The 15,981-nt window shown below is 71.4% G+C and carries 15 protein-coding genes and 1 pseudogene; 3 read left to right on the forward strand and 13 right to left on the reverse strand.

The window, feature by feature from the left end:
- A partial coding sequence (locus tag KUM44_RS46310) for a DUF6777 domain-containing protein (RefSeq protein WP_308402817.1) occupies nucleotides 1–773 on the reverse strand: 773 nt, incomplete at its 3' end.
- 121 nt (nucleotides 774–894) lie between these two features.
- On the opposite strand from KUM44_RS46310, the gene KUM44_RS37990 reads away from it, so the two are divergent.
- Nucleotides 895–2,316, forward strand: coding sequence for a lipase maturation factor family protein (locus KUM44_RS37990; RefSeq protein ID WP_217214319.1), 1,422 nt, complete (start codon nucleotides 895–897; stop codon nucleotides 2,314–2,316).
- Here the strand turns inward: KUM44_RS37990 and KUM44_RS37995 are convergent.
- The 8 genes from KUM44_RS37995 to KUM44_RS38030 are packed head-to-tail and all read right to left on the reverse strand — an operon-like array spanning nucleotide 2,304 to nucleotide 10,241.
- Nucleotides 2,304–3,149 (reverse strand): amidohydrolase, encoded by an 846-nt coding sequence (locus tag KUM44_RS37995; protein ID WP_217214320.1) that lies wholly within the window; start codon nucleotides 3,147–3,149, stop codon nucleotides 2,304–2,306. The two genes, KUM44_RS37990 and KUM44_RS37995, sit on opposite strands and share 13 nt — an antisense overlap.
- A complete protein-coding gene (locus tag KUM44_RS38000) occupies nucleotides 3,134–3,448 on the reverse strand; it encodes an L-rhamnose mutarotase (RefSeq protein WP_217214321.1) in 315 nt (104 codons plus the stop codon). Before KUM44_RS38000 ends, KUM44_RS37995 begins: the two co-directional genes overlap by 16 nt.
- The gene (locus KUM44_RS38005; protein ID WP_217214322.1) at nucleotides 3,445–4,416 is read right to left on the reverse strand and encodes an aldo/keto reductase; all 972 of its coding nucleotides are present in this window, start codon (nucleotides 4,414–4,416) and stop codon (nucleotides 3,445–3,447) included. The genes KUM44_RS38000 and KUM44_RS38005 overlap by 4 nt, the downstream gene beginning before the upstream one ends.
- Nucleotides 4,413–5,168, reverse strand: a complete 756-nt coding sequence (locus KUM44_RS38010; RefSeq protein ID WP_217214323.1) for an SDR family NAD(P)-dependent oxidoreductase — start codon at nucleotides 5,166–5,168, stop codon at nucleotides 4,413–4,415. The genes KUM44_RS38005 and KUM44_RS38010 overlap by 4 nt, the downstream gene beginning before the upstream one ends.
- A complete protein-coding gene (locus KUM44_RS38015; RefSeq protein ID WP_217214324.1) occupies nucleotides 5,165–6,520 on the reverse strand; it encodes an L-fuconate dehydratase in 1,356 nt (451 codons plus the stop codon). The genes KUM44_RS38010 and KUM44_RS38015 overlap by 4 nt, the downstream gene beginning before the upstream one ends.
- A gap of 46 nt (nucleotides 6,521–6,566) precedes the next feature.
- The gene (locus KUM44_RS38020) at nucleotides 6,567–7,592 is read right to left on the reverse strand and encodes an ABC transporter permease (protein ID WP_217214325.1); all 1,026 of its coding nucleotides are present in this window, start codon (nucleotides 7,590–7,592) and stop codon (nucleotides 6,567–6,569) included.
- Entirely contained in the window at nucleotides 7,585–9,174 is a 1,590-nt protein-coding gene (locus KUM44_RS38025) for a sugar ABC transporter ATP-binding protein (protein WP_217214326.1), read from the reverse strand. Before KUM44_RS38025 ends, KUM44_RS38020 begins: the two co-directional genes overlap by 8 nt.
- Nucleotides 9,171–10,241, reverse strand: coding sequence for a sugar ABC transporter substrate-binding protein (locus KUM44_RS38030; RefSeq protein WP_217214327.1), 1,071 nt, complete (start codon nucleotides 10,239–10,241; stop codon nucleotides 9,171–9,173). Before KUM44_RS38030 ends, KUM44_RS38025 begins: the two co-directional genes overlap by 4 nt.
- Before the next feature lie 182 nt (nucleotides 10,242–10,423).
- Here KUM44_RS38030 and KUM44_RS38035 point away from each other — a divergent pair, with 182 nt between their 5' ends.
- Nucleotides 10,424–11,125 carry a FadR/GntR family transcriptional regulator gene (locus KUM44_RS38035; protein ID WP_217214356.1) on the forward strand — a complete coding sequence of 234 codons (702 nt, stop codon included), beginning with the start codon at nucleotides 10,424–10,426 and terminating at the stop codon, nucleotides 11,123–11,125.
- 53 nt (nucleotides 11,126–11,178) lie between these two features.
- Here KUM44_RS38035 and KUM44_RS38040 read toward each other — a convergent pair whose 3' ends face one another.
- The 3 genes and pseudogenes from KUM44_RS38040 to KUM44_RS38050 all read right to left on the reverse strand — a co-directional run.
- Complete coding sequence (locus KUM44_RS38040; RefSeq protein WP_217214328.1) at nucleotides 11,179–11,994, reverse strand: peptidoglycan recognition protein family protein; 816 nt, start codon at nucleotides 11,992–11,994, stop codon at nucleotides 11,179–11,181.
- A 308-nt stretch (nucleotides 11,995–12,302) separates the two neighbouring features.
- Nucleotides 12,303–13,409, reverse strand: a complete 1,107-nt coding sequence (locus KUM44_RS38045) for a serine hydrolase (RefSeq protein WP_217214329.1) — start codon at nucleotides 13,407–13,409, stop codon at nucleotides 12,303–12,305.
- A 44-nt stretch (nucleotides 13,410–13,453) separates the two neighbouring features.
- Nucleotides 13,454–14,194, reverse strand: a pseudogene (locus KUM44_RS38050) (alpha-L-fucosidase); the annotation flags it as partial.
- Between the two features lie 106 nt (nucleotides 14,195–14,300).
- Between KUM44_RS38050 and KUM44_RS38055 the strand changes: the two are divergent.
- Nucleotides 14,301–15,659 (forward strand): amidase, encoded by a 1,359-nt coding sequence (locus tag KUM44_RS38055; protein WP_217214331.1) that lies wholly within the window; start codon nucleotides 14,301–14,303, stop codon nucleotides 15,657–15,659.
- 3 nt (nucleotides 15,660–15,662) lie between these two features.
- Here KUM44_RS38055 and KUM44_RS38060 read toward each other — a convergent pair whose 3' ends face one another.
- Nucleotides 15,663–15,980, reverse strand: a complete 318-nt coding sequence (locus tag KUM44_RS38060) for a hypothetical protein (protein ID WP_217214332.1) — start codon at nucleotides 15,978–15,980, stop codon at nucleotides 15,663–15,665.
- Nucleotide 15,981 lies beyond the last annotated feature (1 nt).

Consider the following 15,981-nt stretch of genomic DNA (forward strand, 5'->3'; position numbering starts at 1 on the left):
TGGTCGTGGTCGTGGCCGCGATGGCCGACCGGCCGTTCGATCCAGGTGTTGCGGGCGATGTCGATGATCGTGATGTTGGTGATGACCTGGGTTGCCGGGGCCACCACGATCACCTGGTTCGGCCGGTAACCGGACCAGGCCCGGCCGCTGGTGCGGGGTTTGCCGTGTGGGTCGACGGGCGGGGCGAGCGGGTTGCCGCAGGCGCAGCGGACACGCGGTACGCCGTGGCCGTCGACGAGGACGGCGGTGCCCGCCTGGAGGACGGACTGGTATCCGGTCCCCGTGCCGTCGCGGAACCCGTGGTTGGTGACCCGGGTGTCGGCGCGCAGCACGACCGAGGTGAGTCCGCGCAGATAGCCGGGGATCGACGCCTGGGCGATGCCCGCGGCCTGGGCGAAGACCCGCCCCTTGGCCCGGTCGGCGGTGAGCTGGTCGATCTGGCGCTGGACATCGCAGCTGCCGGCGCCCCGGGTGCCGCCGTACAGGCCGGGTGTCTCGCCGGACAGGGACGGGAGCACAGCGCGTCCCGGCTGCGCCGGCCTCGACGTTCGGGTGACCGGCGGCGGGGTGACGGTCGAGGTCGCCGTGGAGTCGGTGAAGGGGTCCGGTCCCTGGTCGGCGACGGGCTGGAGAAAGACGTCGCCGCCCGCTCGTGTGTCCTCGTCTCCGCCGTCACCGCATCCGGCGACGACGAGCGCCGCCGAGAGCGCGCAGGCCGTGACGAGGGTTCGGGTGGGTGTACGCACCACGTCCTCCCGCCGTTTCTCGGGCATTTCGCCCCATTGTCTGCTTCACCCACACGGGTTACGCAAGCGGAGACGTGATATACGGAGAGTCACCCGAGTCGAGTGGCGCGACCATTGCCGCGACAATGAGGAGAGGAGGGGACGGGCCGTGGAGTGGTTCATCGCACCGGACTACTGGACGAGCCGGCTGGTCTTCCAGCGGGCTCTGGCCGGCGTGTATCTCGTCGCGTTCCTGACGGCGGCCCTCCAGTTCCGGGCGCTGATGGGTGAGCGCGGCATGCTGCCCGTGCCGCGCTTCGTCGCGCAGGTACGCTTCAGCGCCGCGCCGAGCCTGTTCCAACTCCACTACTCGGACCGCTTCTTCGCCGCATGCGCCTGGTCGGGGGCCGCGGTGTCGGCGGCGCTGCTGGCCGGGCTGGACAACGTCGTACCGCTGTGGGCCGCCATGCTGCTGTGGCTGGTTCCGTGGGCGCTGTATCTGTCGATCGTGAACGTCGGCCAGACCTGGTACTCGTTCGGCTGGGAGTCCCTGCTGCTGGAGGTCGGCTTCCTCGCAGTCTTCCTGGGCAACGACGAGGTGGCGCCGCCGATCGTGGTGCTGTTCCTGCTGCGCTGGATCCTGTTCCGCGTCGAGTTCGGGGCGGGTCTGATCAAGATGCGCGGCGACGAGTGCTGGCGGAAGCTGACCTGCCTGGACCACCACCACGAGACCCAGCCGATGCCGGGCCCGCTGAGCTGGTTCTTCCACCATCTGCCGAAGCCGCTGCACCGGGTCGAGGTGGCCGCCAACCACGTCACGCAACTCGTCGTCCCCGCCCTCCTCTTCACCCCCCAGCCGATCGCGACGGCCGCCGCCTGCCTGATGGTCGTCACCCAGCTGTGGCTGGTCCTGTCGGGCAACTTCTCCTGGCTGAACTGGATCACCATCGTGCTGGCCCTGTCGGCGATCGAGTTCCCGAGCGATCCGCCGCCCGTCCCGGACGCGCCCCTGTGGTACGAGGTCGTGGTCCTCGCGGTCGCCGCGCTCCTCGTCCTGCTGAGCTACCACCCGGTCGCCAACATGATCTCCCGCCGGCAGATCATGAACCGCTCCTTCGACCCGCTCCACCTGGTCAACACCTACGGCGCCTTCGGCAGCGTCAGCCGGATCCGGTACGAGGTGGTGATCGAGGGGACCGACGACGACGTGCCGCGGGAGGACTCGGACTGGCGGGAGTACGAGTTCAAGGGCAAACCCGGCGATCCCCGGCGCTGGCCGAGACAGTTCGCGCCCTACCATCTGCGGCTGGACTGGCTGATGTGGTTCGCCGCGCTGTCGCCCGCGTACGCCGGGTCGTGGTTCGGCACGCTGGTGGAGCGGCTCCTGGAGAACGACCGCGCCACGCTGAAGCTGCTGCGCCGCTCCCCGTTCCCGCCCGACGCACCCCCGCGCTACATCCGCGCCCGCCTCTTCCGCTACCGCTTCACGACCTGGCGTGAGCTGCGGGAGACGGGGGCGTGCTGGGAGCGGACGTATGTGCGGGAGTATCTGCCGCCGACCAGGCTGGCCGGGGTGGCTCAGAGGTCGTAGACCCGGGTGGCGGTCGTCTCGAAGATCTGCCGGCGGTCGGACTCCCCGGTCAGCTCACGTGCTGTGTCGAGCACTTGGCCGTACGACGCCGCCAGAGTGCACACCGGCCAGTCGGAGCCGAACATCAGCCGGTCCGGGCCGAATGCGTCCAGGACGAGGCCGGCGTACGGGCGCAGGTCGGCGACCGTCCAGGAGGTGAGGTCGGCCTCGGTGACCATGCCGGACAGTTTGCAGACGGTGTTGGTCAGGGCGGCCAGGGAGCGGACCGCTGTCTCCCAGGGTTCCCGCCGGCCGGAGGCGATGGGCGGTTTGCCCAGGTGGTCGAGGACGAAGGTGAGTTCAGGCAGTGCGGCCGCCGCCTTGACGCAGGCGGGCAGCTGGTGCGGGAGGACGACGAGGTCGTAGACCAGCCCCGCCTCCGCCACGGCGGCCAGCCCGCGTCGTACGTCCGCCCGTAGCAGCCACTCCGGGTCGGGTTCGCCCTGCACCTGGTGGCGGATGCCCTTCAGGTACCGGCCTCCGGGCAGCTCCCGCAGCCGGGCCAGTTCGTCGGCGACGTCGGGGCGGGTGAGGTCGGTCCAGCCGACGACGCCCGCGATGAGGTCGTGCCCGGCGGCGAGGGCGAGGAACTCCGGGGTCTCCTCGGCGACCGTGACCGTCTGGACGAGGACCGTGCGGTCGACTCCGGCGGCCCGTGCCTCGGGGGCGAGGTCGGCGACCGTGAAGTTCCGTCGGAGTGGGTGGAGTTCGGGGCCGGTGATCCAGTCCTGGTCCCGGACCGAGAGGTCCCAGACATGGTGGTGGGCGTCGACGATCGTCACGGCAGCTCCCATACGACGGGCAGGCCCGCGTCCGCGCCCTCGTCGGAGTAGTCGTGCACCACGTCCAGCAGCTCGGCCATGCGGGCCTGCCAGGCCACGTTGACCGGCAGCTTCTCCAGCTCGGCGAGGAGGCGGCCGTAGTCCTCGCACTCCAGGACGTGGAAGAGGTCGGTCCCGCTGCGCCAGATCGTCCAGGAGGTGGCACCGGCCGCGCGGATGGCGTCCGTGAGTGCGACCGGCACCTCCTGGTGGGCGGCCTCGTACTCGGCGATCCGGTCCGCGCGGACCTTGGTGTGCAGGGCGACTCTCATGACGGTTCCCTGTCGGACAGCAGGCCGGACTCCAGCAGCTCCTGCCAGAGCGCCGTCGGCACGTCCGTGGCGAACTGCTCGGCACAGTCGCGGACTTCACCGGCCGACCGGGCGCCCACGAGGACGCTCGCGACGGCCGGGTGCGCGGCGCAGAAGGCCAGGGCGGCGGCCCGCAGGGTGATGCCGTGGCGGTCGGCGAGGGCCTTCATGCGCAGCGCACGGTCGAGCAACTCCCGTGGCGCACGGCTGTAATCGTACGTGGCGTCCGGCCTCGGGTCCGCCAGGAGGCCGGAGTTGAAGGCGCCGCCGACGACGACGGAGGTGTGGCACTCCACGGCCACGGGCAGCAGGTCGTCGAGCGCGCTCTGGTCGAGCAGCGTGTAGCGGCCGGCGCACAGCACCACGTCGACGTCGGTGTCGGTGACGAAGCGGGTGAGCATCTCGGCCTGGTTCATCCCGGCGCCGATCGCGCCCACCACGCCCTCGGAGCGCAGCTTCTCCAGCGCCGGATAGCCCTCGCGGAAGGCCTGTTCGGCGTGGTCGTCGGGGTCGTGCAGATACACGACGTCGACACGGTCGAGGCCGAGCCGTTCCAGACTCCCCTCCAGGCTGCGTCGTACGCCGTCCGCGCTGAAGTCCCAGACGCGGCGGTGGGTGGCGGGGACGGCGAAGCCGTTGGCCAGGTCGTCGCCCGACGCGTCCGGCACCGGCTCCAGGCGGCGGCCGACCTTCGTCGAGATCACGTACTGGTCGCGGGGGCGCTCGCGCAGGGCCGCGCCCAGGCGGCGTTCGGACAGGCCGAGGCCGTAGTGCGGGGCCGTGTCGAAGTAGCGGATGCCCGCATCCCAGGCGGCGTCCACCGCCTCGTACGCCTGCTGCTCACCGACCTCGGTGTAGAGGTTGCCGAGGCCGGCCCCGCCGAAGGACAGCGGGCTGACCTCGACGTCGGTGCGGCCGAGCCGGTTCACCGGCCCACCGGCCGCAGGCGCAGTCCCTGCATGCCGCCGTCGACGGCGAGGGCGGTGCCGGTGGTGGCCCCGGAGAGCGGGCTCGCCAGGTAGGCGACGGCGCCCGCGACCTCGGCGGCCGAGACTAGGCGGCCGGTGGGCTGACGGGTCTCCAGGGCGGCGCGTTCGGCGGCCGGGTCGGCGGCTTCGGACAGCAGTCGTCCGACCCAGGGGGTGTCCACCGTGCCGGGGTTGACGCAGTTGACGCGGATGCCCTCGCGGACGTGGTCGGCTGCCATGGCCAGGGTGAGCGAGTACACGGCGCCCTTGGTCGCGCTGTACAGCGCCCGCTGCGGCAGCCCTGCCGTGGCCGCGATGGAGCAGATGTTGACGATCGCCGCGTGGGCCGACTCCCGCAGATGCGGCAGGGCGGCGCGGGTCACGCGGACCATGCCGACGACGTTGACGTCCGTGACCCGGTGCCACTCGGCGTCGTCGTTGTCCTCGACGGTGCCCCGGGCGCCGATGCCGGCGTTGTTGACCACGAGGTCCAGTCCGCCGAGGTCGGCAGCGGCGGCGGTCACAGCCGTGCGCACGGAGGCGTCGTCGGTCACATCGGCGCTGTAGGCGAGCAGTGGCTTCTCCACCGACGACGGGTCCAGGTCGAGTACGGCGACCTGGGCGCCGCGCGCGGCGAGGAGTTCGGCCGTGGCCCGGCCGATGCCTGAGGCGCCTCCCGTCACCAGCGCCTTGAGACCGTCGAAGTCGTTCATGCCGCGTGCCCCTTCTCATCGGTGATCCGGAGGTCGGCGGCCCAGAAGGCGCCGTCCGGGAACGTGTACCGCGCGATCGACTCGGGTCGCATGGCGGCCGAGAAGCCCGGCGCGGTGGGTGCCGTGTAGCGACCTTCCCTGATCACCACCGGGTCGAGGAAGTGGTCGTGCAGATGGTCGACGTACTCGATGACGCGGTCCTCGGTGGTGCCGGTGACGGCGACGTAGTCGTACATCGACAGGTGCTGGACGAGTTCGCACAGGCCGACGCCGCCCGCGTGCGGGCAGACCGGGATGCCGAACTTGGCGGCGAGCAGCAGGATGGCGAGGTTCTCGTTGACGCCGCCGACGCGGGCGGCGTCGATCTGGAGGACATCGAGGGCGCCGGCCTGGAGGAGCTGCTTGAAGACGACGCGGTTCTGCACGTGCTCGCCCGTGGCCACCTTCACCGGGGCCACGGCCTCGCGGATCGCCGCATGGCCGAGGACGTCGTCGGGGCTGGTGGGCTCCTCGATCCAGTACGGGTCGAACTCGGCGAGGGCCTTGGTCCAGCGGATCGCCTCGTCGACGTCCCAGCGCTGGTTGGCGTCGATGGCCATGCGGATGTCCGGGCCGACGACCGAACGGGCGACACGACAGCGCCGTACGTCGTCCTCCAGGTCGGCGCCGACCTTCAGCTTGATCTGCCGGAAGCCGTCGGCGACGGCCTCGGCGGCGAGGCGCGTGAGCTTCTCGTCCGCGTAGCCGAGCCAGCCGGCGGAGGTGGTGTAGGCGGGGTACCCGCGCTCCAGGAGCCGGGCCACACGATTCTGCGCGCCCTCGCGGCCGCGGCGCAGGATCGTCAGCGCCTCCTCGGGCGTGAGCGCGTCGGTGAGGTAGCGGAAGTCGATCTGCCGGACGATCCACTCCGGGTCGGCGTCTGTGAGGAGCCGCCACAGGGGCTTGGCGGCGCGCTTGGCGGCCAGGTCCCACACGGCGTTCATGACGGCGCCGATCGCCATGTGCATCACGCCCTTCTCGGGGCCGAGCCAGCGCAGCTGGCTGTCGCCGATCAGGTCGCGGTTCAGGGTCCCCGGGTCGCCGCACAGCTCGTCGACGGACCGGCCGACGACGTGGCCGCGCAGCGCCTCGATGGCGGCGACCTGGACCTCGTTGCCCCGCCCGATGGTGAAGGTGAACCCGTGCCCCTCCAGCCCGTCCGCGGCGTCGGTGCGCAGCACGACGTACGCGGCCGAGTAGTCCGGGTCCGGGTTCATCGCGTCGGAGCCGTCGAGCTCGCGCGAGGTGGGGAAACGGATGTCATGGGTGTCGACCGCGGTGACGCGGGCGGGGGTGCCGGGGGTCGGGGACACGGGGGGCCTTTCGGTCGGTGACGGCGTGGTCGAGGTCGGCGCGGGGTCAGTCCTGGGCGCGGCCCGTCGTCACGCGGGCGATCATGAGGGCGACCAGGATGATTCCGCCGTAGATGGCCTGGATCCAGAACGACGGCACCTGGGCGAGGGTGAGGAGGTTCTGGACGACGCCGAGGAGGAGTACGCCGGTCAGGGCGCCGAACATGGTGCCCTTGCCGCCGTCCAGGCTGATGCCGCCGATCACCGCGGCCGCGAACACGGTGAAGATCATGTTGTTGCCCTGGTTGGCGCTGATCGCCCCGACATAGCCGGTCTGGATGATCCCGCCGACGGCCGCGAGGGCGCCGGCGACCACGAACACGCCGAGCATCACGCGCTCGACCCGGATGCCGGCCGCGCGGGCCGCGTCCGCGTTGCCGCCGATGGCGTACAGGGCACGTCCGATGCGGTGGTACTTCAGCACGAACCCGGTGATCGCGAAGGCGGCCGCCGCGAGCCACACCGACATCGGGATGCCGATGAAGGTGGTGGTGGCGAGGGAGTAGAAGCTGTCGGGCATCCCGAACAGCGTCTTGCCCTTGGTCGCGCCGACCAGCAGTCCGCGCAGGACGATCAGCATCGCGAGCGTCACGATGAAGGCGTTGAGTTTGAACTTCACGACCAGGATGCCGTTGAAGGCCCCGACGGCGCCGCCCACCGCGACGATCGCCGCCATGGCCAGGGCGGCGGGGAGTTCGGTGCCCCAGCCGGAGCTGGCGGCGGGCAGCACGAGGAGAGCTCCCACGGCGGGCGCGATGCCGACCACCGACTCCAGGGACAGGTCGAACCTGCCGGTGATCAGGACCAGTGACTCGGCCAGCACGACCATCGCCAGCGCGGCGGAGGCACCGAGGATGGAGATCAGGTTCCGCTCGGTGAGGAACGAGTCGTTGACCACCGCGCCGAGCACCAGGAGCAGCAACAGGGCGGGTACCAGCGCGAGTTCGCGGGCTCGGCGGAGCAGGACCGTCCTGGCGGCACGGGCGTCCGGCACCTTCACGGGGAGGGCCGGTGGGGCCTTGGTGTCAGCCATGGTTGTCCACTCCTTCGATGGAGGCGATCAGCTCGTGGTCGTGCCAGCCCGCCGGGTGCTCGGCGACGACACGGCCGTGGAAGAGGACGAGGACGCGGTCGCAGCGGCGCAGGTCGTCGAGTTCGTCGGAGACGACGAGTACGGAGGTGCCGTCCTCGCGGGCACTGTCCATGCGGGAGAGCAGGGACTCCTTGGACTTCACGTCGACGCCCGCGGTGGGGTTGATCAGCACGAGCAGCCGGGGGTCGGAGGCGAGGGCGCGGGCCATGACGACTTTCTGCGCGTTGCCGCCGGACAGGTCGGAGACGGGCTGGTCGGGGCCCTCGGCGTGGATGTCGAGGCGCTCGATGAGGGCACCCGCGAAGCCGCGCTTGCGGTCGGTGCCGACGAAGCCGAAGCGGCCGAGCCGGTCGAGGACGCTCATCGTGGCGTTGTCGCCGATGGTCATGCCGGCGACCAGGCCCTGGTCGTGCCGGTCCCGGGGCACACAGGCGACACCGGCCTTCAACGCAGCCTGCACGTCACCGAACGGCAACCGCTCACCCGCCAGTTGGGCAGTCCCGCCCGTCGGGGCGTGCAGCCCCGCGAAGGACTCGGCGAGCTCCACCTTGCCACTGCCGCTGATGCCGGCGAGCCCGACGACCTCGCCGCGACGCACGATGAGGTCGATGTTCTCGTACGCCGGTGAGGTGAGCCCGCGCGCTTCGAGCAGGACGGGGGCGTCGTGGTCGACATCTCTGGGGTCCACGGCCTGCTCGGCGATGGCTTCCAGGGACTCCCCCGCCATGGCCTCCACCAGGGCCCGGCGCGGGAGTTCGGCGACCGGGGCGGTGGTGATCCAGCGGGCGTCGCGCAGCACCGTGACGGTCTGGCAGACCTCGTACACCTCCTGGAGGTGGTGCGAGATGAACAGGAAGGTGACGCCCGAGTCCTGGAGCGCGCGCATCCGCGTGAACAGCCGCTCGATCTCACGGTTGTCGAGCTGGGCGGTGGGCTCGTCGAGGATGATGAAGCGGGCGCCGAAGCTGAGCGCCCGGGCGATCTCCACCATTTGGCGGTCCTCGACCTTGAGGTCGGCGGTGCGGGCCTCGGGGTCGACGTGCACGTCCCAGGTGGCGAGGAGTTCGGCGGCCTCGGATCGCAGCCTGCGCCAGCTGATGAATCCGCGCTGGAGCGGCTGCCGGTTGATGCTGTGTCCATCCGGGGGGCAACCCCCGGACCCCCGGTCGACCTTGCGCTTCAGGCGGGTTGGCTTGGCAGCGTGGATTTCGGCGATGAAGAGATTCTCGGCAACCGTCATTTCCGGGACGAGGGTGGGATGTTGGTAGACGCAGGCGACCTTGCGGCGCCAGGCGTCCCGGTCGGCCAGTGGCGGTGCGGGTTCGCCGTCGAAGTGGACGGTGCCCTCGTCGGCGGCCTGGAGTCCGGTGAGGATGTTGACCAGGGTCGACTTGCCGGCGCCGTTGCGGCCGACGAGGGCGTGGGACTCGCCGGGCAGGACGGTGAGGCGTCCGTCGGCGAGGGCGGTGGTGGGGCCGTAGCGCTTGACGATGGCCCGCGCATCGACGAGTGGCGTCGTCATTTGACCGTGTTGCCCCAGAGCTCGGGGTCGTCGACGTTGTCCTTGGTGACCAGCGGGGCGGGCAGCTGGTCCTCCAGGATGCCGCTGGGGAGCTTGACGATGGTCGAGTCGTGGTCCGTCGGTCCCGGCTCGAACGTCTTCCCCTCCATCGCCGCCTTGATGTAGTACATGCCGTACTTGGCGTACAGGTCGGCGGGCTGGGAGACGGTCGCGTCGATCTCGCCCTTGCGGATGGCGTCGAACTCCTGCGGGATGCCGTCGTTGGAGACGATCTCGATGTGCCCGGACTTCCCGGCCGTCTTCAGCATGCCCTTGGACTTCAGGGTCTGGAGGGTCGGCGCGAGGTAGACGCCGCCGGCCTGGAGATAGATGCCCTTGATGTCGGGGTTGGCGTTCAGGAGGGTGTCCAGCTTGGAGGCCGCGGTGTCGGACTCCCACTTGGCCGGTATCTCCAGGACCTTCAGCTTGGGGAAGTTCTTCTTCACACAGGCGCGGAACGCCTCGGAGCGGTCACGGCCGTTGACGGACGCGAGATCGCCCATGATCTGCACGACCTTGCCGGAGGGGATCTGCTCGCCGAGGTACTGGCAGGCCTTCTCGCCGTACGCCACGTTGTTCGCGCGCACCACCATCGCGACCTTGCCCTTGTCGGGCGCCACGTCGACGGCGACCACCGGCACGCCCTTGCGCTCCGCCTGGTCGAGGCCGGCTTCGATGGCGGCGCTGTCCAGCGGGGCGACGACGAGGCCCCTCACGCCCTGGTTGAGCTGGTTGTTGATGTCGGTGATCTGCTGGGAGGGGTCACTGTTGGAGTTGACCGTCTTGAGCGCGTCGACGCCCTCGGAGTCGGCCATCTTCGGCACGTAGTCGTTGTACGACTGCCAGAACGGCGAGGTCAGCAGGGGCAGGATCACCCCGACCTCGCCGCTGCCGCCGCCCTCGGCACTCGCGGCGCCGGTGTCCTTGGTGCTGCCGCAGGCGGCGAGGGCGAGCGAGGCGCCGACGGCCAGGGCCATCGCGCCGACGTTCCGTGACCTGTTCTGCTTCCGCGCTGTTCTGCCAAGCATCCGGCGGCTCCTCGTTGAGCGTGTTCGAGCACATGGTTCGAGCAGATGCCCGCATATTTATCAGACCACTTCCGGGGAACAACACCCTCCCGCACCAGATTTTCCCGCATCGCGACTGTATTGGTCGGACCACCTCGCTGGTTAGACTGCGGCGCACCGGTGACAGGAGGAATGGCGTGAACGTGGACGAGACAGCCCCTCAGAAGGGCACCGTGACGCAGCGCGCCATCGAGCAGATCAAGGCGATGATCGCGGAGGGCCGCCTTGAGCCCGGCCAGCGACTGCCGACCGAGCGCGATCTGGCGGTCCGGCTCGGCATCTCCCGCAGCTCGATGCGGGAGGCGATCCGCGCGCTGACCGTGATGGGGGTACTGGAGGCCCGGCACGGTTCGGGCATCTACGTCACCCAGCTGGAGGCCGGCGATCTGCTGGAGACGTTCGGCGTGGTCGCCGACCTGTCCCGGGGCCCGCGGCTGGTGGAGCTGCTGGAGGTGCGCCGCATCCTGGAGTCGACGGCCACAGCTCTGGCGGCTGCGCGCATCACGCCGGACCAGCTCGCAAAGGTCGAGGAACACCTGACGGCGATGAACGCCACGGACGACCCCGAGGAGATCCTCGCCCACGACCTGGCGTTTCACCGCGAGATCGCGGCCGCCGCCGGCAACGAGACGATGGCCGCGATCCTGGAGGGCCTGTCCTCCCGCACCTTCCGCGCCCGCGTCTGGCGCGGCTACCAGGAGGAGGGCGCCTTCGCCCGCACCCGCCGTGAACACGCCGCGATCCACCGCGCCCTGGTCGCCCACGACCCGGAGGCGGCCCGGGCGGCGGCGGCCGCGCATGTGGGCGAGGTGGAGGAGTGGCTGCGGGCGCAGCTCGGCGGTTGACCCCTGCCCCGCCGGTACCTGGCCCTACGGCCGTACGTCGAAGAGAGAGCGGCCTACGGCCGTACGTCGAAGTCGTGGGCTTCGCCGAGGCGGTCCAGTGACACCTGACCGGGGATGCCGTTGGCGTCCGCGCCGGTGAAGCCGCACCGGTGCTGCCAGGCGGAGTACGCCTTGACGGTCGCCCCGCCGAAGTGGCCGTCGGCGTACTCGGCGTCGAGGAGGCCCTCCGCGACGAGCGCCTTCTCCACGGTCCGTACGCCCGCGTACGACACCGGTGTGCCGGCCTGGTCCGGGTCGTGCAGGGCCGCGGCGATCACCTTCGACAGGTCGATGACCGGACGCGGTCCCGGCACGGTCGGCGCATCGCCGGGGCGCGGGGCTCCCTTGCGCACCCAGGCGTACAGGTGCTCTCCGGGGCATGCGGTGGCCAGTCCGTCCCGGTGCCCCTTGATCTCCTTGCCGGCACCGTGACGGCGCAGCAGTTCGATGCCGTCGCGGATCGCGTGCAGCATCGCCTCCGTCGGCTCGGTGAGGCCCTTCGCGCCGACCAGGCCGCAGATGGCGTAGTGGGCGCGGTTGAGTTCCTGGTTGCCGTTGGCACCGGTTCGCTTGCCGGGGCCGCGTCCTTCCAGGAGGTGACCGTGCGGGCAGGCGCCGTAGTTGTAGGCGATGTCCGAGTAGTTCTCCTTCGGGTTGGCCAGATGGTCCTTGCGGATCGCCTTCCATGTGGCGAGGCAGAGGTCGTGGTCGTCGAGGAGTTTCACGCTGACCGTCGCGCCTTCGTAGTGGACCTTCACGCCCTTGGCCGAGGTCTGTGGGGGTGCGGCGGATGCGGGCCAGCCGAGCCGGGCTCGTGTGACGAGCTTCAAGAGTGCCTCCAAGGCGCGATGGGGACGCCAATTCCCTTGAGTGTGAGGGCAGTTGGCGTCCCGATCCACGACGGCGCGCCGCCGTCCCCCGTCCGGGCTAAGCGGCCGGCGCGCCGGCCCCACGCCACCGGCACCGTACGGCTCTAGGGGGTGTTTCGAAAGTCCCGCGCGGTGCCCGCGGTGTCCGGTGCGTGCCCTCGGCGCGCCGGACGAAGGTCCTCGTACTGGACGTACTTGGGCCTTTGGCCGGTGCGGCGAGGGTGCGTGCCGGGCGCCGTGGGTGCTGTGCGGGACTTTCGAAACACCCCCTAGCGGCGCAGTCCCTGAAGCCCCTCGTAGGCGGCCGTCACGATCTCCAGCCCCCGCGTGTCGTCCGTGGGTTCGCGCATCTGGTGGGTCACGTACGCCACGACCATCCGGCTGTCGGGCTCGATCATCACCAGGGAGCCGCCCCAGCCGCCCCAGCCGAACGCGCTGCCGAACAGGCCGTAGCCCAGGCCCCATCGCATCGGCATGCCCAGGACGCGGTCGTCGCCGTCGAACTGCTCCTCCCAGGCACGCTCACAGCCGGCCCGCGACAGCAGCCGCACCCCGTTCGCCTCACCCCCGCAGGCCAGGAGCGACTGCACCTGCGCGACCGAGCGGGCGTTGCCGTATCCGCTCGCCGCGGGGATCTGCGCACGGCGCCAGGCCAGGCTGTTGCCGTCGCGGACGCGCACGCCGTTGCCGGCCTCGGCGCCCGTCGGGTTGTCCGGCGCGCTCGCCGCGTAGTCCTCGTCCCGGCCCGTCGGCGCGATCGTGAGGGCGACCCGGTGGTCGTGTTCGGCCGGCAGGCCCATGTGGAAGTCGGCGCCCAGCGGACCCGTCACCTCCTCGGCGAGGAAGTCCCCCACGCTGCGGCCGGTGACCCGGCGCACGACCTCGCCGACCAGGAATCCCTGGGTGAGGGAGTGGTATCCGGCGGCGGTGCCCGGCTCCCAGCGAGGAGCCCGCGCGGCGAGCCGGGACGCGGCGGCCGGCCAGTCGTAGAGCTCGTCGACCGTCCCGTCCCAGTCGGGCAGGCCGGCCGTGTGCGAGAGGAGATGCCGCACGAGCACCTTGTCCTTGCCCGCCGCCGCGAACTCCGGCCAGTACCGGGCGACTTGTGCGTCCGGGTCGAGTTCGCCGCGGTCGACGAGGAGCAGGGCGCACAGCGCCGTCATCGTCTTGGTCACGGACCAGACGTTGACGATCGTGTCGCGCTCCCACGGGACGGTTCGGTCGGCGTCCGCGAACCCGCCCCACACGTCCACGACCGGTTCGCCGTCCACGAAGACGGCGACGGAGCCGCCGGCGTCCCCCGCGTCCAGCATGCCGGCCAGCGCGTTCGGGACGGCGAGGAACAGGCGGTCGTAGGTGCCCTGGATGTCGGCCATGTGCCCCATCCAGCCCGTGCGGCCCCGTCCAGGTCAACCGAGTTTCAGACCCTCGACCGGTACAGCCCGAACTCGACGATCCGCGCCGCAGCCCGCGAACCGGTCACCCGCACCAGCCACCGCCGCGCCCGCACGGGTACCGCCGACAGCAGGATCCGGCTCGCCCCGATCGCCCCGGCCCGGGTCACCTCCGCCCAGACCCCGTCACGCTGCGCCTCGACGACGAAGCTCTCCACCTGCTGCCCGTACCGGATGTCCTCCGCGAGCCGGACCCGGTCCACCTCGCGCTCCTGGCCGAGGTCGACCGTGACACGGCCCGGCGAGACGGTGGTCCGGGCGTCGCGTGCCAGGTCCTCGGGGAGCTCACGGTCCACGCGCTCGCGGAACTCCCGCAGCCGCGCCACGTCGGCGGCGGGCAGCAGGCCGTCCGTGTCCGGCGAGATGTTGAGGAGCAGCACCGAGTCGCGGCCCACCGAACGGAAGTAGATGTCCGTCAACTGCGAGACGCTCTTGGGCTGTTGGTCGGCGTGGTAGAACCAGCCGTCGCGGATCGACACGTCGCACTCGGCGGGCCCCCACTGGAGGTGGTCCGCGACCGGCAGGGCGTTCACCAAGGCGGCGCGGCTGCCCATGTCGGGCGCGTCGTGGGCGAGCGCGTAGTCCGTGCGCCCGTAGTCCGTCTCCTGCACCGGTACGACGCTCCACTCGTCCTCCCGGGCCAGTCCGCCCTCGTTGCCGACCCAGCGCACATCGGGGCCGGACACGGCGATCACGGCGTCGGGGGATCCAAGAAGAGCCGCCCAAATATCCAAGCGTGGCGCCTCTCGACGCCGGGCCCTCCGCGGGGCAGAGTTCTCCTACATACTCGCGAGTAAGCCCTGAGGAGCAGCCGTGACCAGCTGGGTCGGCAGGACCGCCGCCGAGATCGCCGCCGCCGTACGCGAGAAGCGGGCCACGCCCCGTGAGGTGGTGGCCGAGCACCTGGCCCGGATCGAGCGGCTCGACCCTCGCGTCGGCGCCTTCCGGGTGGTGCGGGCCGAGGCGGCGCTCGCCGAGGCCGACGAGGTGGCCTCGCGCGGCGACCTCGCCGAACTGCCGCTGGCGGGCGTGCCGGTGGCGATCAAGGACAACCTCGCGGTGCGCGGCGAGTCCAAGCGGATCGGCTCGGCGGCGACGCCGGACACCCCGGCCGACGACGACCATGTGACCGTGGCCCGGCTGCGGGCGGCCGGCGCGGTGGTCGTGGGCCTGACGAACGTGCCGGAGCTGTGCGTCTTCGGCACCACGGAGGGCGTGCACGGCACCGCCCGCAACCCGTGGGACACCTCCCGCACGGCGGGCGGCTCGTCCGGCGGCAGCGCGGCCGCGGTCGCCGCGGGCATGGTGCCGATCGCCCTCGGCAACGACGGCATGGGCTCGCTGCGCATCCCGGCCGCCAACTGCGGCCTGATCACCATCAAGCCCGGCTACGGCGTGGTTCCGGCCGGCGTCAGCGACGGCGACTGGTTCGGCATGTCGGAGAACGGCCCGCTGGCCACGACGGTCGAGGACACCCGTCTGATGCTGTCGGTCCTCGCCGGCACCGACGTCGTACGGCCGGACGCGCCCGGCACACACAGGATCGCGTTGTCGCTGCGCAGCCCGCTCGCCGGGGTCGCCATCAGCAAGCCGTACGCGACCGCCGCCCGCGAGGCCGCCGGGCTGCTGATCAAGGCCGGTCACCAGGTACGGCGCGCCGACCCGCCCTACCCGATGTCGCTGGGCGTCACCTCACTCACCCACTGGACGGCGGGCACGGCCGAGGACGCCCGGGGCCTCGACCCCCGGCAGCTCACCCGCCGGACCCGGGTCCACGCCGCGGTCGGCAAGCGCTTCGTCGACCGGGTGCGGGACGGCGCGAGCCGGGAGCAGCTGCGCCGGCGTCTGGAGCCGTTCTTCGCGGAGTACGACGTGCTGCTCACCCCGGCTCTCGCCCGCCGCTCCCCCAAGTCCGAGCCGTGGCACGAGCGGGGCTGGCTGCGCAACGTCCTGGCCAACACCAACTACTCGCCGATGACTCCCCCGTGGAACCTCACCGGTTGGCCCGCGATGGCGATCCCCTTCGGCACCCTGCCCTCCGGCGCCCCCAGCGCCGTACAACTGGTGGGGCGTCCGGGCTCGGAGGCGGAGCTGCTGGGCCTGGCGGAGCAGATCGAGAAGCTGCGGCCCTGGCGGCGGACGGCTCCGCTGGACCGGGCGCCGTCGTCGTAGGACTCAGATCGCGCCGGGCAGGTGCCGTGCCGCCACGGCTCCGGCCATCATCCGCAGTCTCCGGTAGTAGGACGCGCCGTACTCGTCGCCGATCAGAGGCAGGACCCTGTCGAGGCCCGCGACGCACGCCCAGAGGATCGCCACGCCCTCGTCGTCGAGCCCGCGGTCGAGCTCCCGGTGGACGAGGCCGGCGACGTCCGCGTCGAGCGTGATCAGGTCCACCCCGTCGAAGTCCACTCCGCGGAAACCCGGGGGGAAGGGCGCGCGCCGGTGCTCCTCCCACAGTCGGGGGAGCCGGTCGTCCTGGTCTCGTTCGCTCACG

The organism is Streptomyces sp. AC550_RSS872, assembly GCF_019049285.1.
Lineage (GTDB): Bacteria > Actinomycetota > Actinomycetes > Streptomycetales > Streptomycetaceae > Streptomyces.